General features: G+C 66.7%; 22 protein-coding genes. 3 read left to right on the plus strand and 19 right to left on the minus strand.

Annotation, left to right across the window (positions count from 1 at the left end; genetic code table 11):
* Positions 1–129: 129 nt before the first annotated feature.
* From Q9R31_RS04380 to Q9R31_RS04410, 7 genes are all read right to left on the minus strand, one after another.
* The gene (locus Q9R31_RS04380) at positions 130–2,175 is read right to left on the minus strand and encodes a LuxR C-terminal-related transcriptional regulator (RefSeq protein ID WP_311261640.1); all 2,046 of its coding nucleotides are present in this window, start codon (positions 2,173–2,175) and stop codon (positions 130–132) included.
* 85 nt (positions 2,176–2,260) lie between these two features.
* Positions 2,261–4,447, minus strand: coding sequence for an Hsp70 family protein (locus Q9R31_RS04385; RefSeq protein ID WP_311261641.1), 2,187 nt, complete (start codon positions 4,445–4,447; stop codon positions 2,261–2,263).
* A gap of 218 nt (positions 4,448–4,665) precedes the next feature.
* Positions 4,666–5,775, minus strand: a complete 1,110-nt coding sequence (gene ccsB, locus Q9R31_RS04390) for a c-type cytochrome biogenesis protein CcsB (RefSeq protein WP_311261501.1) — start codon at positions 5,773–5,775, stop codon at positions 4,666–4,668.
* Entirely contained in the window at positions 5,775–7,532 is a 1,758-nt protein-coding gene (locus Q9R31_RS04395; RefSeq protein ID WP_311261502.1) for a cytochrome c biogenesis protein ResB, read from the minus strand. The genes ccsB and Q9R31_RS04395 overlap by 1 nt, the downstream gene beginning before the upstream one ends.
* Positions 7,532–8,287 (minus strand): cytochrome c biogenesis protein CcdA, encoded by a 756-nt coding sequence (locus Q9R31_RS04400; RefSeq protein WP_311261503.1) that lies wholly within the window; start codon positions 8,285–8,287, stop codon positions 7,532–7,534. The genes Q9R31_RS04395 and Q9R31_RS04400 overlap by 1 nt, the downstream gene beginning before the upstream one ends.
* Before the next feature lie 14 nt (positions 8,288–8,301).
* A complete protein-coding gene (locus Q9R31_RS04405; RefSeq protein ID WP_311261642.1) occupies positions 8,302–8,862 on the minus strand; it encodes a TlpA disulfide reductase family protein in 561 nt (186 codons plus the stop codon).
* Positions 8,863–8,915: 53 nt separating this feature from the next.
* A complete protein-coding gene (locus Q9R31_RS04410) occupies positions 8,916–9,596 on the minus strand; it encodes a histidine phosphatase family protein (protein WP_311261504.1) in 681 nt (226 codons plus the stop codon).
* 216 nt (positions 9,597–9,812) lie between these two features.
* Between Q9R31_RS04410 and Q9R31_RS04415 the strand changes: the two genes are divergently transcribed.
* Both Q9R31_RS04415 and Q9R31_RS04420 read left to right on the plus strand, forming a co-directional pair.
* Complete coding sequence (locus tag Q9R31_RS04415) at positions 9,813–10,361, plus strand: YceI family protein (RefSeq protein ID WP_311261505.1); 549 nt, start codon at positions 9,813–9,815, stop codon at positions 10,359–10,361.
* 210 nt (positions 10,362–10,571) lie between these two features.
* On the plus strand, positions 10,572–11,402 hold the full coding sequence (locus tag Q9R31_RS04420; protein ID WP_311261506.1) for a hypothetical protein: 831 nt from the start codon (positions 10,572–10,574) through the stop codon (positions 11,400–11,402).
* Positions 11,403–11,472: 70 nt separating this feature from the next.
* On the opposite strand, the gene Q9R31_RS04425 is transcribed toward Q9R31_RS04420, so the two are convergent.
* Together Q9R31_RS04425 and Q9R31_RS04430 are read right to left on the minus strand one after the other, a co-directional pair.
* Complete coding sequence (locus tag Q9R31_RS04425) at positions 11,473–12,177, minus strand: redox-sensing transcriptional repressor Rex (protein WP_056328755.1); 705 nt, start codon at positions 12,175–12,177, stop codon at positions 11,473–11,475.
* 121 nt (positions 12,178–12,298) lie between these two features.
* Positions 12,299–12,553, minus strand: a complete 255-nt coding sequence (locus tag Q9R31_RS04430; protein ID WP_311261507.1) for a glutaredoxin family protein — start codon at positions 12,551–12,553, stop codon at positions 12,299–12,301.
* 78 nt (positions 12,554–12,631) lie between these two features.
* Between Q9R31_RS04430 and Q9R31_RS04435 the strand changes: the two genes are divergently transcribed.
* The gene (locus Q9R31_RS04435; RefSeq protein ID WP_311261508.1) at positions 12,632–13,450 is read left to right on the plus strand and encodes an HAD-IB family hydrolase; all 819 of its coding nucleotides are present in this window, start codon (positions 12,632–12,634) and stop codon (positions 13,448–13,450) included.
* 144 nt (positions 13,451–13,594) lie between these two features.
* Here the strand turns inward: Q9R31_RS04435 and Q9R31_RS04440 are convergent, their stop codons facing one another.
* The 10 genes from Q9R31_RS04440 to Q9R31_RS04485 form a co-directional block, all read right to left on the minus strand.
* Positions 13,595–13,693 (minus strand): 30S ribosomal protein bS22, encoded by a 99-nt coding sequence (locus Q9R31_RS04440; RefSeq protein WP_003792170.1) that lies wholly within the window; start codon positions 13,691–13,693, stop codon positions 13,595–13,597.
* 150 nt (positions 13,694–13,843) lie between these two features.
* The gene (locus Q9R31_RS04445) at positions 13,844–14,056 is read right to left on the minus strand and encodes a helix-turn-helix domain-containing protein (RefSeq protein ID WP_018761777.1); all 213 of its coding nucleotides are present in this window, start codon (positions 14,054–14,056) and stop codon (positions 13,844–13,846) included.
* A 153-nt stretch (positions 14,057–14,209) separates the two neighbouring features.
* Positions 14,210–15,316 carry a 3-deoxy-7-phosphoheptulonate synthase gene (locus tag Q9R31_RS04450; RefSeq protein WP_311261509.1) on the minus strand — a complete coding sequence of 369 codons (1,107 nt, stop codon included), beginning with the start codon at positions 15,314–15,316 and terminating at the stop codon, positions 14,210–14,212.
* 235 nt (positions 15,317–15,551) lie between these two features.
* A complete protein-coding gene (locus Q9R31_RS04455) occupies positions 15,552–16,877 on the minus strand; it encodes a glycoside-pentoside-hexuronide (GPH):cation symporter (RefSeq protein ID WP_311261510.1) in 1,326 nt (441 codons plus the stop codon).
* A 50-nt stretch (positions 16,878–16,927) separates the two neighbouring features.
* On the minus strand, positions 16,928–17,947 hold the full coding sequence (locus Q9R31_RS04460; protein ID WP_311261511.1) for an acetylxylan esterase: 1,020 nt from the start codon (positions 17,945–17,947) through the stop codon (positions 16,928–16,930).
* A gap of 54 nt (positions 17,948–18,001) precedes the next feature.
* Complete coding sequence (locus tag Q9R31_RS04465; protein WP_311261512.1) at positions 18,002–18,631, minus strand: LUD domain-containing protein; 630 nt, start codon at positions 18,629–18,631, stop codon at positions 18,002–18,004.
* Positions 18,628–20,100, minus strand: a complete 1,473-nt coding sequence (locus tag Q9R31_RS04470; protein ID WP_311261513.1) for a LutB/LldF family L-lactate oxidation iron-sulfur protein — start codon at positions 20,098–20,100, stop codon at positions 18,628–18,630. The genes Q9R31_RS04465 and Q9R31_RS04470 overlap by 4 nt, the downstream gene beginning before the upstream one ends.
* Positions 20,100–20,903, minus strand: coding sequence for a (Fe-S)-binding protein (locus tag Q9R31_RS04475; protein ID WP_311261514.1), 804 nt, complete (start codon positions 20,901–20,903; stop codon positions 20,100–20,102). The genes Q9R31_RS04470 and Q9R31_RS04475 overlap by 1 nt, the downstream gene beginning before the upstream one ends.
* A gap of 4 nt (positions 20,904–20,907) precedes the next feature.
* Positions 20,908–22,356: a rhamnulokinase family protein gene (locus Q9R31_RS04480; protein WP_311261515.1), complete on the minus strand. Its 1,449-nt coding sequence runs from the start codon at positions 22,354–22,356 to the stop codon at positions 20,908–20,910.
* Positions 22,353–24,446, minus strand: coding sequence for a bifunctional aldolase/short-chain dehydrogenase (locus tag Q9R31_RS04485; protein ID WP_311261516.1), 2,094 nt, complete (start codon positions 24,444–24,446; stop codon positions 22,353–22,355). Before Q9R31_RS04485 ends, Q9R31_RS04480 begins: the two co-directional genes overlap by 4 nt.
* Between the last annotated feature and the right edge of the window lie 3 nt (positions 24,447–24,449).

The raw sequence follows: 24,449 nt of genomic DNA on the forward strand, positions 1-24,449 counted from the left end.
TCCAGCGGAACGTGTCCGGTTGCTTCAAAACTAGGTTCGCTGCCGGAGACAGGGCATCGGGCGCATTCCCCCTACCGGTCGGCGCCGTTCCGGGGGCGCTCCCGCCTCCATCGCTAGGGGCATTAGGGACTATTCCTGTTGCGGGTTCATGTGTTGGGAGTTCTCAACACCGAGGGCCACCCGTAAACGGGCCAGCAGGTCGGACCGGTTTTCAGCGCCCAGGCGGCGGCGGATCCGGGCAATGTGATGTTCCGCCGTCCTGGGCGAAATGTAGATGGCCTCACCTATTTCCCGGTAGGTCTTGCCCTCAAGCACCAGCCTGGCCACTTCCTTTTCCCGCTCACTCAGTCCGGAGCCGTCCGGCTGGTGCGCCCTGCCGCCGTTGTCGGCAACGGTTCCTGCCTGAACGCCCGTCCCGGACGCGCCAGCGGCGGGGCTGCCCTGGGGGTGAAGGTCCCGGGCGCAGGAGAGCAGGCGCATCATGTCGCGCCGTTCGTCAGCCCGTGCGGCAGCGTGACCGGCCAGCCTTGCGCCCTCCCAGGGCATTCCGACAGCACCGAGCAGCCTGGCCGCGCCCTCCACGTCCGCGGTGCGGAAGCGGCCGGCGAGCACCGAGACCCAGGCCTTTCCCGCCGTGGCCAGGACTGCGGCGAGCTGGCTGTGCGCGGAGGCCCGTGCCAGTGCCGTTGCATGCGGGGCAAGATCGGCAGGGCTTTCGTTCAGCAGCGCGGCCTGCACGCCGGCCCAATGCAGGGGAACTGCCCACAGGGCAGGTTCGCCCAGGCGGCCCAGCAGCCTCCATGCCTCATCCAGGTAATGCGCCACGCGCCGCGTCTCCCGCAGGCGGGCAGCAGCAATCAGCAGTTCCCCCCACGGCAGCAGGTTGTACAGGTCCACCGACGTATGGAGCATGGCTTCGCGGGCCCGTTCCCATGCCCTGAGAAGCTCCGGCACGTCACCGTTCCGCCGGGCGAGCCCCACCTCGAGTGCAGCACACATGAACTCGTCGCGCGGGACCAGCGGCCAATGGTTTGCCTTGGCGGCTTCCGTTGCGGCAAGCCGGGAATCCTCAAGTTTGTCCTGCATCATGGCCGCCCAGGCCTGGAGCAGCAGGAGCCTGGGCTGTGCGGCATTGCCCCCCTGCCGGGCAGCGGCCGCAGCGCGGCAGACAGTTTCGGCCAGGTGCGGCTCACCGGTGTGCAACGCCAGCAGGGCTGCCAGCGCAGCAGGTGTCTCCGGCAGCGGAAGCGACGCACCTGCCGAGTTCAGCATGTCCGAGGCGTGGATCAGCACGGAGATGCCCTGTTGCGGTCTCTCTCCCAGGGATGCGAAGACACCCTGGCCAGTCTGGACCAGGGTGGCCGCAAGGAGGGTGGGCGAAGCTGACGGCGCGCCGGGCTCGAAAAAGCCCTCCGCACCAGCCCGGTCTCCGACTCCTATCAGGACGACGGCGGCGAGCGGCGCAGATACGCCCACCCGCTCTGGACCCAACCAGCTGTAAACGTCCGCCCCGCGGGCAAGCATCCCGCGTTGCGCCCAAACGGAGGCGGCCACATCCGCGCCCCGCCGCGCATCCTGCGGGTCGGTGCTGACCAGGAGGGTGTCAATGATGCGGGCAGCGGCATCAAGCTCACCATCACCGGCGGCCGCCTGCGCGCGCCGTGCTGCCGTCGCCACGGGATCGGCACCGGCCAGCAGGGCCTCCTCGTAGAGCTGGCAGGCAAGCCTGGGGTTATGCTCCAGGGCACTGTCCGCGGCCAGCTCCAGTTCGGCGGCCACCCGGGGGTCAGTGAGGCCTCCCCGGGCCAGCTCGCGGGCAAGGTCTCCCAGCCGTTGTCCTGTTGAGGTGAACAAGTTCACGAGCTCATGCTGGAGCGCGTGTACCTTGGCAATGGGAGTGGCGGCCAGCAGTGCGTGCTGCGCCGTGCCCACGACAGTGCCGTCCGGCCTCACCAGTCCGGCTGCCTCTGCCCGCTCCACCAGGGCATCAAGGTCCTCCACCCCGCCGTTGCCGAGCTTCTGCTCGAGGTCAGCAGGCAGCGGCCCTGGCAAGGCGAAGCCCACCGAGAGCGCAAGCAGCAGTTCCCGCAGCACCGCGTTGGTGCCCTTCAGCTGCTTGGCCATCAGCTCTGCGGCCTGCAGCGGGTGCCCCTGCTGCTCCGGTCCCGCATCCATGGCCTCGAATTGTTCCTCCCGTTGAAGCTGCCCGTCCTGGAGCTCCACACGCTGAAGCTGTGCCTCCCGAAGCTGCCGGTCCATGTCAGGCCGCCGGAGGGATGGTCAGGGCCGTTTCAACGGCTGTTTCAGGGGATGTGGCTTGCGGTTCAATCGGTGTCTCTTGCGGCGCTGGGCTGCCGGTAACTTCCACGGCCACCTCCGTTGGTGTCGTCGAGGGATCCGGGTCAGGTGTGGAACTTGGGCTTTCCATCCCGGTGGGCGTGCTGGTGTCAACAGGTGTGGGCTCTTCAGTCACCGTCGGAACCGGATCCGCCGTCCCGGAATCGGTTGGAGTCGGGGTGCCTGCATTCCGTGTAGGTTCACCTGAACCGCCGGGCTGCTGAGTCTCCGAAGGGGTGTCGGAAGGGGTGTCCGAAGGCGTGTCAGAAGGGGTTTCCGAAGGGGTTTCCGAAGGGGCCGTGGGATCCGCGGCAACGGGTCCGGGAACAGCCGCTGACCCATCCGGTGTCCCTCCGGGACCGGCGAGTGCATCGGGGACTGCTCCGCCTGCCACAACGGGTCCGTCCGCGATGGCGCTGCTTCCCGCCGCCGGGCCCCCGCTGACGGAAGCCTGCCCGCCGGCGGGTGCGGCCGATGCTTCGAGTCCGGGCCCTGACGCAAGGGGTTTCCGCGCGCTGACCTCGATGCCTGCAAGCGGCTGGGGTACGCCTGCGGCGGTGGCTGCTCCCCTGGTACCGCCGCCGTCGGCACCGGCGCCGCCTGTACCCGCTGCACCTGTGCCGGCTGCATCTGTACCTGCGGAACCGCCGGTGGTGCTGGCACCGGCCTGCGGCACGAACATGGCCGTAAGGCTTCCGAAGCCGTCCGGGCTTTGTGCTGCAGTGGCCGTGAGGACCGTCAGGACAGCAGCAGCCGCGGCCACAGCGGTCACACGGACGGTGGGCTTGGGAGCGTGCGCGCCCCTCGCCCCATGCCGTGCACCGCGGAGGCTGCCTGGCCCTGCAGGGGCACCGGCCGCCGTCGTATATTTGCGCGACCAGCTGGGCATGGCCGGGCCGGTTGGGGCGGGCGGCACTTCAGAGGGTACGACGGCGGGGGGAGCCTCCTCCGCGTCCCCTTCAGTAACTGCCGCTTCAGTTACAGCCGCTTCAGTTTCTGCCGCTTCAGTTTCTGCCGCCGCTGCGGCCGCGTGGGCGAGGACGGCGGCAACTGCCGCGCCCAGGCAGATGGAGGACTTGGGGTCGGCGTCCACCGCAATGGGCCGGTCCAGCTCCTCCGACACAACTTGGGCCACCAGGGGAATCCGGGACGATCCGCCGATCAACAGCACCGTGGACAGGTCCGCCGGCTCCAGGTGGAGCTGGGCCAGGGAGTGCTCCAGGGCCTCCACCGTTTCCCGCACGGACTCTTCGATCAGCGCCTCGAACTCTGAACGGACCAGCCGGACCTGCTGCTGGACACCGGGCAGGAGCACCGGAATGCTGGCTTCGCTGTCCGCGGAGAGCGCTTCCTTGGCCTCGACGCATTCCCTCCGGAGGCGCGTCAAGGCCCCCAGCACTGCCGGATCGGCAGTGTCCAGGTCGTCCAGGGCGTTCCCGGTGTGCGCAGCGACGTAACGGAATACCGCTGCGTCAAAGTCGGCGCCGCCCAGGTCTTCGATGCCCTCCGGGCGGCCCACGAGCTCAAAGCGGCTGCTGCCGGACTTCCTCAGCACGGCGGTGTCGAAGGTGCCGCCGCCGAGGTCGTACACGGCGATGGTGCTGCCTTCCTCCACCCGCACCTGGGATGCGTAGTGCAGGGCTGCGGCCTCGGGTTCGGGAAGGAGGGTGACGTTCTCCAGCCCGTGCGCGGCGAGGGCATCGCGGATGAGGGACAGGCGGTGGGTGCCCCACGCTGCGGGGTGGGTCAGGAAAACGTCCGACGGCGGGCCCCCCTCACGTTCGGCAGCCCGGTCCGCTACCCACCGGGCCATGGTGGCGAAGACGTCCTCAGGCTGCAGGGCCAGGGTGCCCAGCACGAAGGGGACATCGTCGCCAATCCGGCGCTTGAATTCCCGGACCACCCGTTCCGGCGAGTCCAGCCCGCGGCGTTCCGCAGCCTCGCCCACAAGGACTGCGCCTTCCTCCGGGTAGTACAGCACGGAGGGGACGGATGCTCCACGCGAGCCGAGGGGCAGGCACTCGGGCACAGCAGAAGCACCTTGGTGAAAACGCACAACGGCAGCTGCCGTGAAACTGGTCCCGACATCAACGGCGAGGGCGTAGCTCATGGGTACCTCGAAGAGCTGGTGTTTCACCTGCAAGCTTCATCACAGGGAACGTCACCAACGTAGCATTACCGAAGGACCGGGGAACACCCCTGTTGGTACATCGAATGGTTATTTACCGGGCAGTAGCCCCGCCTCGCCACGCATCGCCGGTTTTGGGGTCCGGGAGGCCCCTGTTTTAGGGCCGAAGGGCCCTGTTCAAAGGGCCTGATGATCCTGTTTCAGAGGCCGGAATAGGAGTGGAGCCCATTGAAGAACTGGTTCACGATGGTGAAGTTGAAGATCACGCAGAGGTAGCCCACGATTGACAGCCACGCGGCGCGTGTGCCGGTCCAGCCGCGGGTGGCACGGGCGTGCAGGTAGCCGGCGTAGACAACCCAGATCACGAAGGTCCACACCTCCTTGGTGTCCCAGCCCCAGAACCGGCCCCAGGCCTTTTCCGCCCAGATGGCCCCGAACATCAGGGTGAAGGTCCAGCCGATGAAGGCGATGGCATTGATGCGGTAGGACAGGTTTTCCAGGCTTAGCGCGGACGGCACCAGGCGCATGAAGCCCAGCTTGTCTGCACCTCCGGCGGCCACCGTCTTCTGCCGGTGGGACTGGACCAGCTGCAGTGCGGACATCGCGAAGGTCAGGGTGAACAGCGCGGAGGACAGCACCGCGATGGAAACGTGGATGACCAGCCAGTAGCTCTGGAGGGCGGGGACCAGGTGTCCAACGGGGGTCCAGAACGCCACCGAGGCGGCAACCAGCATGATGATCACCAGGCCCACCACGAAGGTGCCCAGGAAGCGGAGGTCGCGCCGGATCAGCGAGAGCAGGAACACGGCCGCCACCAGGAACGCGCCGGTGGTGAGGAATTCGTACATGTTGCCCCACGGCACACGGCCTGCGCCCAGGGCCCTGGTGACCACGCCGGCGCCGTGTATGAGGACTGCAAGGGTGGTCAGGGCCACGGCGACCCGTGCCGGAACGCGGCGCTCCGCAGCGTACTTCATGTCGCCGTCGGCTGTCACAAATCCGCCGGTACCTGCGCCGCTGGCTTTGCCGGCGGACGACGACGGGCGCTCGGCCCGGCCGGCCGGCCCGTCCAGGCGGGACTCAACGCTGGATCCTTCCCGTTCCCCGGTCCCGGCAGCAACACCGGCGGCTACGGGGACCCTGGCGGCTGCACCGGCCTGGGCAGCCTTGAGGTCCACTGCGCGCAGGGCCTTGCTGCTCTTGGCCAGGTCCCAGGCGAAGGCGATGAAGGCCACCGTGTAGGTACCCGCCGCCAGCAGCATGAAGAGTTCGCTGTACTGGCCCATGGTTTCGTTGATTCCAAATGGCATTACTGGTCCTTTTCGGGCCCGGCGGGGCCTGCTGGGGTGGTGACGGAGCCTGCGGCGTTAGCGGCGGAGCCTGCGACATTATCGCTTGCCCGGCTGGGAGTTTGCTGGGACTGGCCGGTATCTTCGGTGTCTTCCGGCAGCTGCCACTCCGCGGTGAACAGTTTCCGGAGCGCGGCTGCCTCGCCCGCCAGGCGGTGGTCCTCGCCGCGGGCCAGGAGTCCGTATTCCACCATCGTGCGGCCATCAGCAGCGGTGCCCGTCCGTACCCAGACGCGCCGGCGGTTGACGTAGAGCGAGAGGATCAGGCCGGCCACGGCCAGCAAAGCGAAGACCAGGGCGTAGACCTGTCCGGGGTTGTGGTGGATGTCCACGCCGATGTAGCGCTTCACGCCGTCGAAGCTGATGGTGCCCTTGCCGTCCGGCAGCGTGTAGGTGGAGCCCGGCGCAAGCGTGATGCCGCCGGCGGCCAGGTTCCTTGCATTAAGCGGCGTCAGGTTCTTGACGTCCAGTTCGAAGACGTTCTGCGGGGCGCCGCTGTTCAGGCCCAGGTCCCCGTAGTAGGAGTTGAGGGTCAGCTGCGGGTTGAACAGCTCGGGGTCGGCGCTGAAGGAAACGTTCTTGTCCGTCACGAATGCGGTGGGAAGGAAGAAGCCAACGAAGCCCAGCTGGTCCGGCTGGGCGTCCGGAACCTTGATGACCACGGAGGAGTAGTAGTTCTCGCCCTGCAGCTTGGCCACCACGGGGCCCTGCATGGCCACGTTGCCTGCTCCGTCCCGGATGGTCACCACCGGTGCGTACCCGTTGCCGGTGAGGTAGATGCTGGTCCCGCCGAGGCTGACGGGGTCGTTGACCTTCAGGGTCTCCTGCTTTGGTGGAGCGTCCGGATTTTCCTTGGTGGTCACGGTGGCGGCGAAGTCGATGGGCTGGCCGAACTTGCCCCTGGATTCGCGGTCGAATGTGATGTTGAACTTGTCCAGCTGGAGCGAGTACGGCTGCAGCTGGCTGGACTGGAAGTTGGTGCCCGGATTGAACTGGTCATAGCCCACCAGGGTGTTCACGAACGTGTCGCCTTCCACCAGGATGCGCTGGCCGCTGTAGCCGAACAGGCCGCCTGCGGCCACGGCCACCAGCACGCCGATCAGCGACGTATGGAAGACGAGGTTGCCCACTTCCTTCATGAATCCGCGTTCGGCACCCAGGGAAGGACGGTCGCCGTCGGCGTCCCTGACCTCCACCCGGTAGCCGCGCTTGCGCAGCAGTCCGGCTGCAGCATTGATGGCGTCCGACGCCGGGATGCCGGCGCCGGCAGGGATCACCAGGGTGCCGTATTCCGGCAGCCGGGACAGGCGCTGCGGCGTGCGCGGCGGCTGGGAGCGCATGGCCTTGTAATGGGCGATGGCTCGCGGCACAACACAGCCGATCAGGGAGATGAACAGCAGGAGGTAGATCGCCGAGAACCAGGCCGAGGAGTAGACGTCGTAGAGCTGCAGGGAATCCAGCAGCTTGCCGTAGTCCGGGTGGTCCTTGATGTACTGCGTCACGATGGCCGGGTTGGCGGGCCGTTGCGGGAACAGGGAGCCGGGGACGGCGGCGACGGCGAGGAGCAGCAGCAGGAACAACGCCGTGCGCATGCTGGTCAGCTGGGTCCAGGCCCACCGCAGCATGCCCCTGGGGCCCAGGGCCGGAAGGGCGGCCTGGGCTTTTGCCTCCGCTACGGGGGCGGACTGCTTCTTCTTTACGTTCACACGCTCGCTCATCAGATCGGCAACTTCACGTCGGTTTGGAACCAGTACTGCAGCCCGGTCACCCAGGTCCCCCAGACGCCGGTGGCCATCAGCAGGCCGAGCACCACGAGGATTCCGCCGCCGGTCCGCTGGATGGCCAGGCGGTGCCTGCGGAAGAACGCCATGACGCCCATCCCGCGGCGCAGGGCCAGCGCGATTAACAGGAAGGGAATGCCCAGACCCAGGCTGTAGACGAACGCCAGGAAGGCGCCCTTGGCGGCTGAGGATCCCCCGGAAAGGCTCAGCAGCTGCACGGCTGAATAGGTGGGGCCGATGCACGGTGCCCAGCCCAGCCCGAAGGTCAGGCCCAGCAACGGTGCACCCCAGAGCCCGGCGGGCGGTTTGGCGTGGATCTTCGCGTCCCGCTGGAGCCAGCTGAAGCCGCCCATGAAGACAATGCCCATGATGATCACCAGGACCCCCAGGAGTTGGGTGATCCAGGCGTTCTGGCTTCCGGTGATGAGGGTGCCCAGCTGGCCGAACGCGCCTCCCAGCAGCACGAAGATCACGGAGAAGCCCAGGACGAACAACCCGATCCCGGCCAGCATCCGCCCGCGTTTCTGCTTTTGCAGGTCCACGCCGCTCAGGCCGGTGACATAGCCGAGGTAGCCGGGAACCAGGGGAAGGACGCACGGGGAAAGGAAGGAGACCAGCCCGGCGAGCAGTGCCACCGGAATGGCCAGCAGGATGGAGCCGCTGAGGATGGCTTCGGCGAAGGGGCTGTTCACGGTCCCGGCCTGTCCTACTCGGCCACGGCGGCGGTTATAAGGGCTTTAAGGGTGCCCTTTTCAATCTCGCCGAGGACGCGGGAGGCCACCCGTCCGTGCTTGTCCAGGACCAGGGTGGTGGGCACGGCGCCGGGCGGTACCAGGCCGGACACGGACAGCAGGACGCCGCCGTCCTTGTCGTCAAAGCTCGGGTAGGTCAGGTTGAAGGTCTTCTCGAACGCCTCCGCCGTTGGTTTTTCGTCCCGGAGGTTGACGCCGAAGAACTGGACGCCCTGGTCCTTGAACTCCTGGTGCAGCGCTTCCAGCTGTGGTGCTTCCACCCGGCACGGCGCGCAGGCGGCGAACCAGAAGTTCAGGACGCTCACCTTGCCCTGGAAATCGGCGGGGGTTACTGCGGTGCCGTTGAACAGCGCACCCTGGATCTGCACCGCGTCCTTGCGGTCCGCTGCGGCGAACTCGGTCACGGACCCGTCGCCTGCCACATAGTTCTTGTTGTCCCCCGCCTTGGCCTGCTTGGCCAGCGCATCCTCCTGGGCACAGCCGGAGAGGCCCAGGGTCAGCGCGGTCAGGGCCATGCCGCCGGCGGCGAACAAGCTGCGGCGCGAGGGGAGGTTGTTGCTGGTCACTGTCAGGCTCCAGGGGTGCTGGCGGCACCGGGAAGAAGGGACGCCGCGGGTTCGCTGTACTCGACCCGCAAGAGCGAGCCGTCGTCGTCGAACACCAGGGACGTAACGGATGTCAGGGTGCACTCGCGCTTGCGCGGATCATGCCACAGGGGCCGGCCTTCGGCGCTCAGCCGGGCCGCCCAGATGGGCAGCTGGTGGCTTACCAGGATGGCTTCGGGCCCTTGGGCGCCAAAGTCGCCGGCAGCCAGTTCAATGGCCCGCAGCCGGGCATCCTGCACGGCAGCCGCCACCCTCGCCGCCTGCTGCTTGTACGGTTCGCCCCAGGACGGGCGCAGCGGGTTGATCAGGTGCGGCCAGTGCCTGGGCCGACGGAGCTCCGCCTTGGTGACCTTCATGCCCTCGAAGTAGTTTTCGGCTTCGATGATCCGCTCATCGGTGTGGATCTGCAGGTGCAGGGCTTCCGACGTCGGCCGCGCCGTTTCCTGGGCACGGTCCAGCGGGGAGGCGGCCAGGTAGGTGATGCGGGCACCGCTTTCTGCGCGCTGCCGGAAGTGCCCGGCAAGCGTCCGGGCCATCTCCTGCCCCAGCTCGGAGAGGTGGAATTCGGGAAGCCGCCCATAGAGAACGCCGTCGGGATTATGGACCTCGCCGTGGCGGAGCAGATGGACAGTGGCTTGGGGCATGTTTACCAGTTTCTCAAAGATGGCGTGCGATCCGAAATCTTCCGCCCGTGCTTTCTACAAACAGTAGAACTGAAGTTTTTGAAGAAATGTTCCGAAGCCGGGAACAAAACATGCAAATGCATGTTTATACTGGATGCAGCAAGTTAGTTGAGGCTTCAACAGATGAAGGTTCAACCGCAGGACCTCAGCCCGCATACCTATACAAGGAGCAACATCATGGCACTTCCCGCAGACGTCACCACCGGCACCTGGACCCTGGACAACTCGCACAGCGAGATCGGCTTCACCGTCCGGCACGCAGGCATCAGCAAGGTCCGCGGCCAGTTCAAAGAGGCCGCGGCAACCTTGGAACTCCCCGAGGACGTCACCGGCGCCAGGATCAACGCCAGCATCAACACCGCCAGCTTCGATTCCGGCGATGCCAACCGCGACGGCCACGTCAAGGGCGAGGACTTCTTCGACGTGGAGAAGTTCCCCGAGATCTCCTTCGTGTCCAACGGCCTGGTGGCCAAGGGCAACAGCTACGAGCTCACCGGCGACCTGACCATCAAGGGCGTTACCCGTCCGGTGACCCTGGAAACCGAGTTCAACGGTGTTGCCGTTGATCCGTTCGGAAACACCCGCGCCGGCGTCTCTGCCGAGACCACCATCAGCCGCAAGGACTTTGGCCTCACCTGGAACGCTGTCCTGGAAGCCGGCGGTGTGCTGGTCAGCGACAAGGTTGCCATCAACCTGGAACTCGCCTTCATCGCTCCCGCAGCGTAATTCCACCCCGTCAGGGCACACCCCGGCACCAGGCCTACCCGGCTTGGGGCCGGGGTTTCCCGGTTTAACGGCTGCCACCTGCGCGAATACCCGCCGAATCACCCACAACGCTGCCCGCCGGGGGTACGGTGGACTTAAGCCATGCTGGGGGGAAGGCAGAGGACCGATTCCCGGCAGCCTACCCGGATCCCGACCTGCAGAAGGAACGCCATGAGTACTCCTCCCGTCCCGCCTCCCACTCCCCAGGACCCCCAGTCGGGCAACAACCAGCCGGGGCATGACCAGGCCGGCAGCCAGCCCGGAGACCAGCAGCCCCGCTTTGGCCAGAACGCGCCGCAGTACGGGCAGAACGCACCGCAGTATGGGCAGAACCAGCCGCAGTACGGGTCGCAGCCGCCGGCAGCGCCCCAGTACGGGCAGAACGCGCCGCAGTACGGGCAGAATGCGCCCCAGGTCCCGGGCTACGGCCAGAACCCGCCCCAGTACGGCCAACCGCAGTATGGACAGTCCCCATATGGACAGTCGCCTTACGGCCAGTACCCCTCGGAGCAGCCGCAGCCAGCGGGAAGCAACGGTATCCCACAGCTGGTGAACATCTCCTTCTGGCTGCTGATCGCGTCGGCAGTGATCTTCGTGATCTCCTTGCTGACCGGCCTCACCCAGCTGGATGATCCCCTGTTCCGCCAGACTTTTGAGGACCAGATGGCCGCCGGCGGCGCCACCGGAGTCACGTATGACGACATCAAGGGAGTCATTGCCGGCACCCTGGTGGTATTCGCGATCATCGGAGTGGCCCTCTACCTGCTGGTGGCCTTCTTCGTCCGAAAGGGCAAGAACTGGGCCCGCATCCTGGGCACCGTCTTCGCTGCGCTGTCCATCTTCGGCCTCTTTGGTCCCCCCAGCTTTGCCACCATCGGAACGCTGCTGGGCATCGCTGCCATCGTGCTGCTCTACCTTCCGGCATCCGCCCCGTACTTCCGGAAGCAGCAGCCCTTCGCCAACCCATACTCGGGCGGCTTCGGCAACCCTTACGGACGCTAGCCGGCACCACCCCTGACAAGCAGGAGGCCCGGGATGCGCAACCGCATCCCGGGCCTGCTGCTTTAACCAGTTAGGCCGTCTGCCCGGGGGTCTGGGCCCGTTGCGCATGGTAGGCCAGGATCTGGAGTTCGGTGGCCATATCCACCTTGCGGAGATTGACCCCTTCGGGAACCTGCAGCATCACGGGTGCGAAGCTCAGCACACTGTGAACGCCTGCCGCCACGACGCGGTCGCAAACCCCCTGGGCCACCGCGGCTGGGAGGGCCAGCACCACCATGTTGGCCCCGGTACGGTGCAGGACGGTTTCAAGGTCCGCCACGTCGCTGACGCGCAGCCACCCCACCTCGTTGCCCACCACCATCTGGTCGGCGTCGAAGATGGCCACGACGTCGAACCCGCGCGATTCGAAGCCGCCGTAGCGCGCCAGTGCCTTGCCCAGGTTGCCGGCCCCGACAATGGCCACTTTCCAGTCGTGGGTCAGTCCCAATGCGGCGGCAATGTGGCGGCTGAGGTACTGCACCTCATACCCCACGCCCCTTGTCCCGTAGGACCCCACATGGGACAAATCCTTGCGCAGGGTTGAGGAACTGACGCCCGAGGCTTCCGCCAGGGATTCGGAAGAAACACGCTCCACGCCCTCGGCCAGCAATGTGTTCAGGGCACGGAGGTAGATGGTCAGCCGGGCCACGGCGGCGGGAGGTATCTGCTTGGCCAGTGCGCCCGTGGCATCCGGAAGGTCCGGGACAGGCTGGGGCGTTGAACCCAGGGATGTCACCCGCACCTCCCTTGCGTCGCGTTGTGAGTCCACTCTAGGTCCCTGCCGCTCGTGGCTTCAAAACCAGGGCCATGGAAAGCTCATGATGCCCAGGGGTCTGCTGTCACTGCTGTCACTCCCCCTATTGGGCCATGGCGCGCTGCAGCACGCGTTCCAGCCGGGCCTCGTCGATTTTCCAGAAGTCGCGCTGTACTCCGTCCACCAGCACCACCGGGACCTCCTCGGCATACCGTTCCCGCAGTTCGGGCTGGTTGTCCACCAGCTCTTCGCTCCACGTAAGGCCCAATGAGGCAGTGACCCGGCCGACGGCGTCGCGCGCTTCCTCGCAAAGGTGGCAGTCAGCTTTGGTGACCAGGACGACGCGGGGTGTAGCCATGGCTTAACGGTATCGCCGTTCGTGGCGTGCGGGTGACGCCGACGGCGGCGGGCCAGTGGATTGACTAGACTCGGGTCCATGCCCGAGGAGAAATACGTCGCCGTTGTCACGCGGCCGGTTGCCGCGCCGCAGCCCGGCGAGGCGGCGTTTTTCGACGTGGACAATACGTTGATGCGTGGAGCCAGCCTCTTCCACGTGGCGCGGAAGATGCACCAGCGCGGCGCGTTCACCCTGGCCCAGGCCGCCGGGTTCGCGTGGAAGCAGTTCAAGTTCGTGGCGCGCGGGGAGAACATCGACGACGTCCACGCGGTCCGCGATTCGGCCCTGACCCTGGCTGCCGGGATCACTGTTGATGACATCAAGGCGCTGGGCGAGGAAGTCTACGACGAAATGATTGCGTCGCGCATCTGGCCGGGCGCCAAGGCCCTGGCCGAGCAGCACCTGCGGGTGGGCCGCCGCGTCTGGCTGGTGACAGCCACCCCCATCGAAGTGGCCACCGTGATCTCCACCCGGCTGGGACTGACCGGGGCCTTGGGCACGGTCGGCGAGGTCTCCGAAGGCATGTACACCGGGCGGCTGGTGGGAGACATCCTGCACGGCTCGGCCAAGGCCGTGGCCGTCCAGGCCATCGCCGACGAGGAGGGCCTGGACCTCAAGCGCTGCTGGGCCTACAGCGACTCCTACAACGACGTCCCGCTGCTTTCGCTGGTGGGCCATCCGGTGGCCATCAACCCGGACTCCAAGCTGCGCCGCCACGCCCGGGACCGCAACTGGCCGGTCTACGACTTCCGCGCCGGCCGGCGTGCCGCCACCTTTGGCCTCAAGGCGGCCACTTTCGGCGGAGCCATCTATGGCCTCTGGAAGGGCTTCGCCCGCATCCGCGGCCCGCGGGTATAAGAATCCGTCGAATCCTACGCTTGTCCGCGAATCCCAATCTTGACGGTCAGGATCTGCGAACAAGAACGGGACGCACTAAACAGGAAACAAAAATGCCCGCCGCCTTGGAAGGCGACGGGCATTTCCACGCTGTTCGAAGTATGTCTACTTCTTGTTACGGCGCTGGTGACGGGTCTTGCGAAGCAGCTTGCGGTGCTTCTTCTTGGCCATACGCTTGCGACGCTTCTTAATAACTGAACCCACGAAAGTTCCTTACAAACTAGATGCAGTACCTGTCTGATGGAGAATGTCCGTGGACAAAGCTACGAACTGAACAACTGACAGATTCTTACAATGACGTAAAACGTTCCTTAACAGGGTACCGCCTATCGGGAGCGGCTCAGGACAGCCGCCTCAGGCGGTCTCGGAGTGGCCGTCCACCACAGCACCCTTGAGGTACTGTTCGACGGCGTTTTCGGGGACCCGGTAGGAGCGGCCGAAGCGCACCGCCGGCATTTCGCCGGAGTGGACCAGCCGGTAAACGGTCATTTTGGAGACTCGCATGACCTCGGCTACTTCAGCCACGGTCAGGAACTTCGCGTTGGAGAAGTTCTGTTCTGCCGACATTTCCCTATTTTCCTTTGCTGACGGATGGACAACAGTGACCCCAGGTACGTGCCAATGCGGTGTTCCGATGCTGAGCCATCCACCAACCACCTAAAAGATACTCTAGATGTTGCTGTGGCAGATGTGAAAGTAGTGCTTCCCCTATTTCACCCCCTAATTTGACTGCCGCCGCTTCCGCGCCGAAGACGCCAGCTGCTCAAGGACGGACGCGGAAACGTCCCAGTCCATGCAGGCATCCGTGACGCTTTGCCCGTAGACCAGCTCCGAACGCCCGGCCGCGTGCTCCGCGACGTCCAGGTTCTGCGCGCCGCCCACCAGGAAGCTTTCCAGCATCACGCCGGCCACCGCCCGCGCTGCGGCCCCGCCTTCCTCCAGCTGGGCGCCAATCTCCAGGGCCACCTCAGCCTGCCGGTGGTGGCTTTTGCCGCTGTTGGCATGGCTGGCATCCACGATCAGGCGCGGGTTCAGTCCCTTGCCCGCCAGTTCGCCGGAGGCACGCTCGACGTCCGCCGCTGAGTAGTTGGGCCCCTTGCGGCCGCCGCGCAGGATCACGTGGGTGTCCGGGTTTCCAGCGGTCGCCACCAGCGCCGCCCGGCCATCGCCGTCGATGCCCAGGAAGGCCTGGGCAGCCGCCGCGGCGCCGCATGCGTCGATGGCCACCTGCAGGCCGCCGTCGGTCCCGTTCTTGAAGCCGATGGGCATGGACAGACCCGAGGCGAGCTGGCGGTGGATCTGGCTCTCCGTGGTGCGGGCTCCGATGGCACCCCAGGAGATCAGGTCCGCCATGTACTGCGGGCTGATCGGTTCCAGGAATTCGGTGGCGGTGGGCAGGCCCAGCGCCGTGACCTGCTGCAGGAACTGCCGGGCGGTGCGGAGGCCGGTGACCATGTCGTGGCTGCCGTCCAGCCGCGGATCATTGATCAGGCCCTTCCAGCCCACGGTGGTGCGCGGCTTTTCGAAGTAGGTCCGCATGACGATCAGCAGGTCTTCCTTGTGCTTCTCCGCCTGGCTGACCAGCCGGCGGGCGTATTCCAGGCCTGCCTTGGGGTCGTGGATGGAGCAGGGACCGACGATGACCAGCAGCCGGTCATCCACGCCGTCCATGATGGCGCGCACTTCGTCGCGTCCGCGTTCGACGACGGCAGCCGCCCGGGCATCCAGTGGCAGTTCGGCGAGGAGTTCGGAAGGAGTGGGCAGCGGAGTGAATTCGCTGACGCGCAGGTTCGAGGTGGACTGTGCTGCTGCTGTTGCGGTGCTCATGTTCGGGGTCCTGTTCCAGATGGGAAGCGGGCCCGGATGTCAGAACCCGCCGGAGAAACGGCGAAGGGCAGAGAATGATCTCTGCCCTGTTGGCTCTGAAGGAATGCTGGATGCGTGTCAGTTAGACGCGGGCCCCTCCAGAGCCAACGAAAAATACGCATACCAACGGTTAGTCATGGAAAAGACCATAAGCCCCGGCCACGGCGGCCGCAAAATCGGCGTCCGTCACATTCGGTTACCGCCGGCCTTGGAGTCCTGCCACCAGTTCTGCATGCTTCCGGTCAGTCAGGCGGTACCAGTACAGGATGCCAACGGCCGCCAGCACCAGAACGGCGGGGAGAAGTCCTGCGGCGGACCGGATGGCCGTGACCGCCGGGGCAGCCTGCTCCTGCCGGGACGAGGAATAGCCACCCCACGCCAACGCGAAGGCCACCAGGCCGCCGCCGAAGCCCATGCCCAGTTTCCGGGTTGCGGCCAGGAGCGCATAGTTGATGCCCTGAACCCTGACACCCGTCTTCCATTCGCCGTATTCCACCGTGTCCGCGACCAGGGCCCACGTGAGGATACTGACCGTTGCCGCGGACAACTGCGCCAGGACCATACCGGCCACCGCCAGCCAGGGCTCTCCTGCAGGCGCCAGGAAGACCACCATCCCACCTGCGGTGCCGAGCAGGCAGCCCAGGCTGAAAACAGCCTTCTTGCCCCATCTGGCCACGGGGCGCGGCATCAGGACGGCAAGCGCCAGGGTGATCACCACCTGCGTAGCCGCCAGCACGGGAAAGAGGTCCAGCCGGGCAAGGACGTCACGGAGGTAGTAGAACTGGGCGGCTACGGTGGCGGAGTTGCCCGTGACCAGCAGCACGGAGCTGAGGCTCAGGACCACCAGCGGCGAGTTGACCTTGAGCGCCTCCACCGTTTGGCGCCAGCTGATCCGGGGAACGCTGCCGGCCACCTGCTCCCTGCATGCAATCCCGGTGAACACGTAGAGCCCGGAACCGATCACCGCGAAGGCAAGCGTCATCACTGTGAAGATCTGCTGGATGTCCCCGCCCCTGCCCAGGAGCGGAGCCACGAAGAACCCGAGGGTCGCCCCAATGGACAGCCCGCCGATGGTCCGCGCGCCGGCCAGCCTGGCCCGTTCCCGGGGGTCCTGGGTCATGGCGCCCACCAGGCAGCCGTAGGGAACGTTCACCAGGCTGTAGGCAAGGCACACCAGGCCGTAGGTGCAGTAGGCATACAGGAGCTTGAGGGACGGTTGGACGTCGGGCACGTGGAACACCGCGATCCCCAGCACCAGCGGAACAAAGCCGAAGACCAGGAAGGGCCGGAACTTGCCCAACCGGGGGCTGTGGAAACGGTCCACGATCCGGCCGGCGGCAATGTCCGTGAAGGCATTGAACACCCGCGCCACCAGCAGGAGCGTCCCGGCAGCTGCGGCCCCGATCCCGGCAACGTCCGTGTAGTAGACCAGCAGGAACATGTTGGCGGTGCTGATGATCATGCTGTTGGCCGCGTCGCCGGCGCCGTAGCCCACAATGGCAGCCCTGTTCAGTCGCTTCATTTCTCCTCGTCCACGGGACGAGAAAGCGCTTTCTCGTCCCTGGGAGGAATTTACCCCAAAATCTTGCGGAGAAACACCAGCTGCCGGATCCAGTGGTGTTCCTGGCCGCCTTCGTGGTTATTGAACCGGTACACCTCGATCTCCTTCTCCGCCCCGCTGGCGGAGAAAGCGCCCGTTCCGGAGCCGTACGCGTTGAAGCTGGCGAAAACGGTGGACGGCGGGCAGATGTCGTCCATCAGCGCCGCGGAGTAGAGCGCGGGCGCCGTGGCGCAGCGGGCAAGGTTGACGCCGTCGAAGTAGTTGAGGACCGCAAGCGTGGACTCGTAGCGGTCCCGGTGGCGTGCCAGGAACTGGGCGATCTCCGGGTACGGCCCGCGCGGGGTGATGTCGATGGCGCGGGGGAAGTCCTGGAGGAAGGGGACGTCGGGCAGCGCGGCGATGACGCCGTCGAGCCGTCCCGCGGTAAGTCCTGCCGTGGCCACCACCAGCCCGCCGCCCTGGCTGACTCCGGCCAGCACCACCTTGGACGGATCGACGGCCGGATGGGCCTGGGCGGCCTCCACCGCGCGGAAGGCATCCACATAGACCCGGCGGTAGTAATAGTCCTCCCGGCTCGCGATACCCCTGGTCATCAGGCCCGCGTGCGCCACATCCCCGGCGGAGGGGTGCGGATCCGCGGTGTGCCCCAGCGTGCCGCCGTACCCCTGGCCGCGGGTGTCCATGATGAAGTGCGCGTACCCGGCCTGCGCCCAGCGCGTGTCCTGGTTGACCAGGCCGCGGCCGCCGGAATAGCCGATGTAGTTCACCACGACCGGAAGCCGTGCGCCGGGTTCCCGGCTGGCGGGAAGGTGCAGCCAGCCCTTGATGCGTGCCCCGCCGAAGCCGGCGAAGGTGACGTCGAAGGTGTCGATCACGGCCAGGTAGTTCTCCACCGGCTCAAAGGCCGCGTCCAGCGGGAAGGCACGCGCCTCCGCCAGGGTGGTGTCCCAGAACGCGCCCAGCTCCTCCGGCGGAGTGGCGTCGGAGGTGTAGCTGCGCAGCTGGGCCAGCGGTAGGTCGAAGAGGGGCATCGTTGTCCGTCCTGCTTTCAGTTGTTCGGCGCCTCGCGGGGTGTTCCTCTATTTCTAGCGCACGATGATGACGTCCAGCCGCCGGGGACCGTGGACTCCCTCGACGCGCTCCAGTTCGATGTCCGACGTCGCGCTGGGTCCGCTGATCATGGTCAGTGGCCGGGTGCCGTCCAGGCGGCGGAACGCCTCGGGCAGGATGGCCGTGATGTCCCTGCTGTGCACCACGCAAATGTGGTGGTCCGGAACCAGCGAAATGGCGCGGCGGCCCTGGTCCGGGCTGCCGTCCAGGATGATGGTTCCGGATTCGGCCACTGTCACGGCGCTGCCGGTGACGACGGCGTCTGTTGCGTCGAGTTCGGTGACTGACCGCACGCCGTGCGTGCCGCCGTCGTACCTGATCCTCGTGGTGTCCGCCTCCCATGCCAGCCAGGCGGGGTCAATGCCGGCCGGAACCACGTAACTGGCAGCCCCGGCCAGCAGCCCCTCGATGGTGGGCGGCACGTCCGCCTCCGCCACCACGGTGACGCCGGCTTTGTAGTCCTCGAGCCGGTCAACCAGGACCTCAATGCGTTGCTGCGCGTCAGCCTCCCCGTCCAGGCGGTAGTGCCTGGGGATGTCCGGAACGGCCGGTGCGTCCTTCAGCGCTGTGCGGACGGCGGCCAGGATCTCTGCGCGGCTGCTCATGGCTTCTTGTGCTCCTTCGCCCACCACTCGCGGAAGGACTGCGACGGCGGTGCCGGGATGTCCCGGCTCTGGGTCCAGCCGGCGGCAATGCCGGGCAGCTTCTTGATCTTCTTGTCCCGTCCGGCAGCGGCGCGGCCCAGGGGCAGGAGCTTTTCGACGGCGCCGAGACGGCTTCCGTCGGAGAGCAGCCACGATGCCGCTTTGAGCCCGACGTCCATTTGGGTGGGCAGGCCCCCGCGGTGTGCGTCCACATCCTTTCCCCGCAGGTGAACCAGGATGTCCGGGATGTTGATCTTGACCGGGCAGGCGTCGTAGCAGGCGCCGCAGAGGGACGACGCGTACGGGAGCGAGCCGTTCTCTTCAGCCTCGATGCCCGTCATCAGCGGGGACAGGATGGCGCCGATGGGGCCGGGGTAGGTGGAACCGTAGGCGTGGCCGCCGGTCCGTTCATACACGGGGCAAACGTTGATGCAGGCGCTGCAGCGGATGCAGTGCAGCGCCGAGCGCCCCATCTCATCCGCCAGGGCATTGGTACGTCCGTTGTCCAGCAGGACCACATGGAACTTCGAGGGACCGTCGCCTTCGGTGACACCGGTCCACAGCGACGTGTAGGGGTTCATCCGCTCGCCCGTGGAGGACCGGGGCAGCAGCTGCAGGAACACCTCGAGGTCGGAGAACGTGGGCAGGAGCTTCTCGATGCCCATGACGGTGATCAGGGTCTCCGGCAGGGTCAGGCACATGCGGCCGTTGCCTTCGGACTCCACCACGCCGAGCGTGCCTGAGTCGGCGATGCCGAAGTTCGCCCCGGAAATTGCCACCTTGGTGGTCAGGAACTTTGCGCGCAGGTGCGCCCGGGCGGCCATGGCGAGCCGGCGGGGTTCATCGGTAAGGCCAGGGTCGACGCCGGGCATTTCCTTGAGGAAGATGTCGCGGACCTCGGTGCGGTTCTTGTGGATGGCCGGGACCAGGATGTGGCTGGGCTTGTCATGGCCCAGTTGGACGATCAGCTCGGCCAGGTCGGTTTCGAAGGCCGCGATGCCGTGCTCTTCCAGGTATTCGTTCATGCCGATTTCCTGGGTGGCCATGGATTTGACCTTGACCACTTCGTCCACGCCTTCAGCTTTCACCAGGCCGTGGATGATCCGGTTGGCTTCGTCGGCGTCGCGGGCCCAATGCACCACGCCGCCGCGGGCGGTGACGTTGGCTTCGAAGGCTTCCAGGAGTTCCGGCAGCCGGGCCATGACTGAGGTCTTGAGGGCACTGCCGGCGTCGCGCAGTTCCTCCCAGTCCGGCAGCTCGCCGGTCACGTTGAGGCGCTTGCCGCGGATGGTGGACGTGGCGTGCTTCAGGTTCCGGCGGAGCTGCGTGTTGCCGAGCTCGCGGCGGGCGGCCGAAGGAAACTTCTCCTCGGCGAACAGGTTGCCGGAGCCAGGGTGGAGGCCGGGCATCCCAAGCTGGGTGCGGGTCATTACTTCACCACCACTTTCGCCGGCGTACCGGCCGTCTCCGGCAGCACTGCCGGCTGCTGTTCCGTGCTGGCCAGGATCTCGGCCAGGTGGAGGGTGGCCACCGCATCGCCCTGCCGCGACAGCCCTCCGCCGATGTGCATCAGGCAGGAGTAGTCTCCGCCGGCGCACACGGCGGCGCCGGTGCTGCGGATGTTCGCCGTTTTGTCCGCCAGCATGGCCGAGGAAACATCCGCGTTCTTGACCGAGAAGGTGCCGCCGAAACCACAGCACTGGTCCGCTTCCGGCAGGTCCGTGAGCTCCAGGCCCTTCACGCCGCGCAGCAGCCCGGCCTGCCGGTCGCCGAGCTTCAGCAGCCGCATCCCGTGGCACGAGGGGTGGTAGGTCACCGTGTGCGGGAAGTAGGAGCCGAGCTGCTCCGCTGGGTCGGTGACGCCGAGGACGTCCACCAGCAGTTCGGACAGTTCGTAGGTTTTCTTCCCGACGGCGACGGCCCGCTGCTCAAGGCCGGCGTCGCCTGCGTGCCGGGCCACCATGGGGTGCTGGTGCTTCACCGAGGCGACGCAGGAGCCGGATGGTGCCACGGCGACGTCGTAATCCCCGGATTCGAAGGCCTGCACGTGGTTGGCCACCACGGGAACGGCTTCCTTGAGGTAGCCGCTGTTGACGTGCATCTGGCCGCAGCAGGCCTGCCCCTGCGGAAAGACCACCTCGTGGCCCAGCCGTTCCAGGACCGCCACGGTGGCTTGGGCCGCGCGGGGATACATGGCATCCACGATGCAGGTGGCGAAAAGTGCGATTTTCATGGGTTCAATTCCTGGCGGCGTTCAGGGTCAGGTTCAGGGGTTGGTATCGGCGAAGGCTGGTGCCGGCGGCGATGATTCCGCGCAGGTCCGGGAGCCCGCCGGTGGCAGCCCCGGCGGCGCGGGCCTGGATGAGCACGTTACCCAGGGCCGTGGCCTCGACGGGGCCGGCGACGACAGGACGCCCGGTGGCATTGGCGGTGAGCTGGCAGAGCAGCGTGTTCTGCGAGCCGCCGCCCACGACGTGCACCACATCCACCTTCCGGCCGGCCAGGCGCTCTGCGGCCGTGATGGTCCTGGCATACGCAGCGGCGAGGCTGTCCATGATGCAGCGGGTAATGGCTGCGGGATCATTGGGCAGGACCTCACCGGTACGCCTGACCGCCGCCCGGATGCGCTCCGGCATATTGCCCGGGGCAATGAAGTAGGAATCGTCGGCGTTGACCTGCGGACCGCCGGCAGGCAATGCTGCCGCGGCCGCGAGCAGCGCGGTCAGGTCGGGCTGGAAACCCTCGCCGGCCCAGGTCCGCTGGCATTCGCTCAGGAGCCAGAGTCCGCCCACGTTGCGCAGGTAGCGGATGGTGCCGTCCACGCCCCGTTCATTGGTGAAGTTGGCTTCCCTGCCGGCCTCCGTCAGGACTGGATGCTGCAGTTCCAGCCCCACCAGGGACCAGGTACCGGAGGAGATGTAGGCAAAAGCGTCATTCCGGGCAGGAACGGCCACGACGGCGGAGGCAGTGTCGTGCGAACCCACCGCCACCACCGTGGTTTCGCGGGGCAGGCCCACGGTTGCGGCGATCTCCGGCAGGAGGTTTCCATAGGCTTCCCCGGGCTGGATCAGCGGCGGGAACAGGTCCTTCCGCAGGCCCAGGGCGGTAAAGAATTCGGTAGCCCACTCCCCCGCAAGGGCGTCGAACAGGCCTGTGGTGGAGGCGTTGGTGGCCTCGGTCCGCCGCACTCCGGTCAGCAGGAACGCGATCAGGTCAGGGATGAGCAGCGCCTTCAGCCCGTCCAGGTTACGCTCGGTCGCCAGCTGGTAGAGGGTGTTGAACTGGAGGAACTGCAGCCCCGTGGTCTGGTACAGGCGTGCCGGGTCCAGTTTGGCGTGGACAGGCGCCACCGCAGCCCTGCTGCGGTCATCGCGATAGCTGAACGGCTGTGCCACCAGCCTCCCCGAGGCGTCCACCAGGCCATAGTCCACGGCCCAAGTGTCGATGCCGATGCTGGCGATCGCTTCGCCCTGAACGGCTGCCACCGTGGCCGCGGCCCGCAGGCCTTCAAGAACCTCCGCGAACAGGGCGTCGAAGTCCCAGCGGAGGCCGCCGTCGAGCTCCACCACACCGTTGGGGAAGCGGTGGACTGTCTCCAGCGTTACCCCCGCAGCGGTAACGCGGCCCACCATCACCCGCCCGGAGGAGGCCCCGATGTCGACGGCGGCAAAAACGCCGGTGCTCATCGCAGGAAGGCTGCGGCCACTCCGGCGTCCACGGGGATGTGCAGGCCGGTGGTGTGGGACAGCTCGTTGCTGGTGAGGACGGCGGCGGCGTTGGCCACGTGCTCGGGCAGGACTTCGCGTTTGAGCAGGGTGCGCTGGGCGTAGTACTCGCCCAGTTTTTCCTCGTCCACGCCGTACACGGCGGCGCGCTTGGCGCCCCAGCCGCCGGCGAAGATGCCGGAGCCGCGGACCACGCCGTCGGGGTTGATGCCGTTGACGCGGATGCCGTACTCCCCCAGTTCGGCGGCAAGCAGGCGCACCTGGTGGGCCTGGTCCGCCTTCGTAGCCGAGTAGGCGATGTTGTTGGGGCCGGCGAACACGGAATTCTTGGAGGAGATGTAGACGATATCTCCGCCAAGGCCCTGCGCGATCATGACCTTCGCCGCGGCCTTGGCCACCAGGAACGATCCCTTGGCCATGACGTTGTGCTGCAGGTCCCAGTCCTTCTCGGTGGTTTCCAGTAGCGGCTTGGAGATGGACAGGCCGGCGTTGTTGACCACCAGGTCCACGCCGCCGAATGCCAGGACAGCGGCGTCGATCGCGGCTGCGACCTGGGCCTCATCCGTGACGTCGGCCTGGACGCCGATGGCAACGTCCGGGCCGCCGAGCTCTTCGGCCACCTTCTCGGCGTTCTCCAGGTTCAGGTCGGCGATCACCACGCAGGCCCCTTCCGCGGCGAGGCGGGTGGCGATGGCCTTGCCGATGCCCGAGGCTGCACCAGTCACCAGCGCGATGCGGGTGGCGTGCGACTTCGGCTTGGGCATCCGTGCCAGCTTGGCTTCCTCCAGCGCCCAGTACTCGATCCGGAACTTCTCGGATTCCTCGATCGGGGCGTAAGTGGAGATCGCCTCGGCGCCGCGCATCACGTTGATGGCGTTGATGTAAAACTCGCCGGCAACGCGGGCGGTCTGCTTGTTGGCGCCGAAGGAGAACATGCCCACGCCGGGAACCAGCACAATGGCCGGGTCCGCACCGCGCATGGCGGGGCTGGCTGGGCCCACGGCCGCAGGGTCCCCTGGCCGAGCTTGCGAGGTTAGGGAGCGGCTGGGGACCGCGTGGCGGTCGTAGTAGGCCTGGTAGTCCTCGCGGTAGTCCGCGTGCAGTTCGTGCAGCCGGGCGATGGAGTCCTCGACCGAGGCGTCGGCAGGCAGGTCCAGGATCAGCGGCTTGACCTTGGTGCGCAGGAAGTGGTCCGGGCAGGAGGTGCCCAGGGCACCCAGGCGTGGGTGCTCAGCTGCTTCGAGGAAGTCCAGGACGACGGCGTCATCGCTGAAGTGCCCCAGCTGCGGCTTGTCCGTGGAGGCCAGGCCGCGGATCACGGGTGCCAGGGCTGCGGCCTTGGCGCGGCGCTCAGCCTCCGGCAGCGCACCATAACCGGGCAGCTTGGGCCCGAACGGCTCGGCTTTGCCGTTGTCCTTGATGTATTTCTCGGCCTGCTCGATGATCCACAGGGAGTTCTGTTCCGCCTCTTCGCTGGTGGCGCCCCAGGCTGTGATGCCGTGTCCGCCCAGGATGGTGCCGATGGCCTGCGGGTTGGTTTCCTTGATCGCGGCGATGTCCAGGCCCAGCTGGAACCCGGGCCGGCGCCAGGGCACCCAGACCACCTTGTTGCCGAAGATCTTGGTGGTCAGCGCCTCGCCGTCCACCGCAGTGGCAATGGCGATGCCGGAGTCCGGGTGCAGGTGGTCCACGTGGGCGGCGTCCACCAGGCCGTGCATGGCCGTATCGATCGAGGGAGCCGCGCCGCCCTTGCCGTGCAGGCAGTAATCAAACGCGGCCACCATCTCGTCTTCACGTTCAAGACCCGGGTAGACGTTCTTCAGCGCGTTCAAACGGTCCAGACGCAGCACCGCAAGGTTTTCGGCCCTCAAGGTGCCGAGGTCCCCGCCGGAGCCCTTCACCCACAGGAGCTGGACGTCCTCGCCCGTGACCGGGTCCTTCTCGGTGCCCTTGGCGGAGGTGTTGCCGCCGGCAAAGTTGGTGTTCCGCTTGTCCGCACCCAGGCGGTTGGAACGGGAAATCAGGTCTTCAACAGTCTTATTGGTGCTCATAGC

The organism is Pseudarthrobacter sp. BRE9, from assembly GCF_031844305.1.
Classification (GTDB): domain Bacteria; phylum Actinomycetota; class Actinomycetes; order Actinomycetales; family Micrococcaceae; genus Arthrobacter.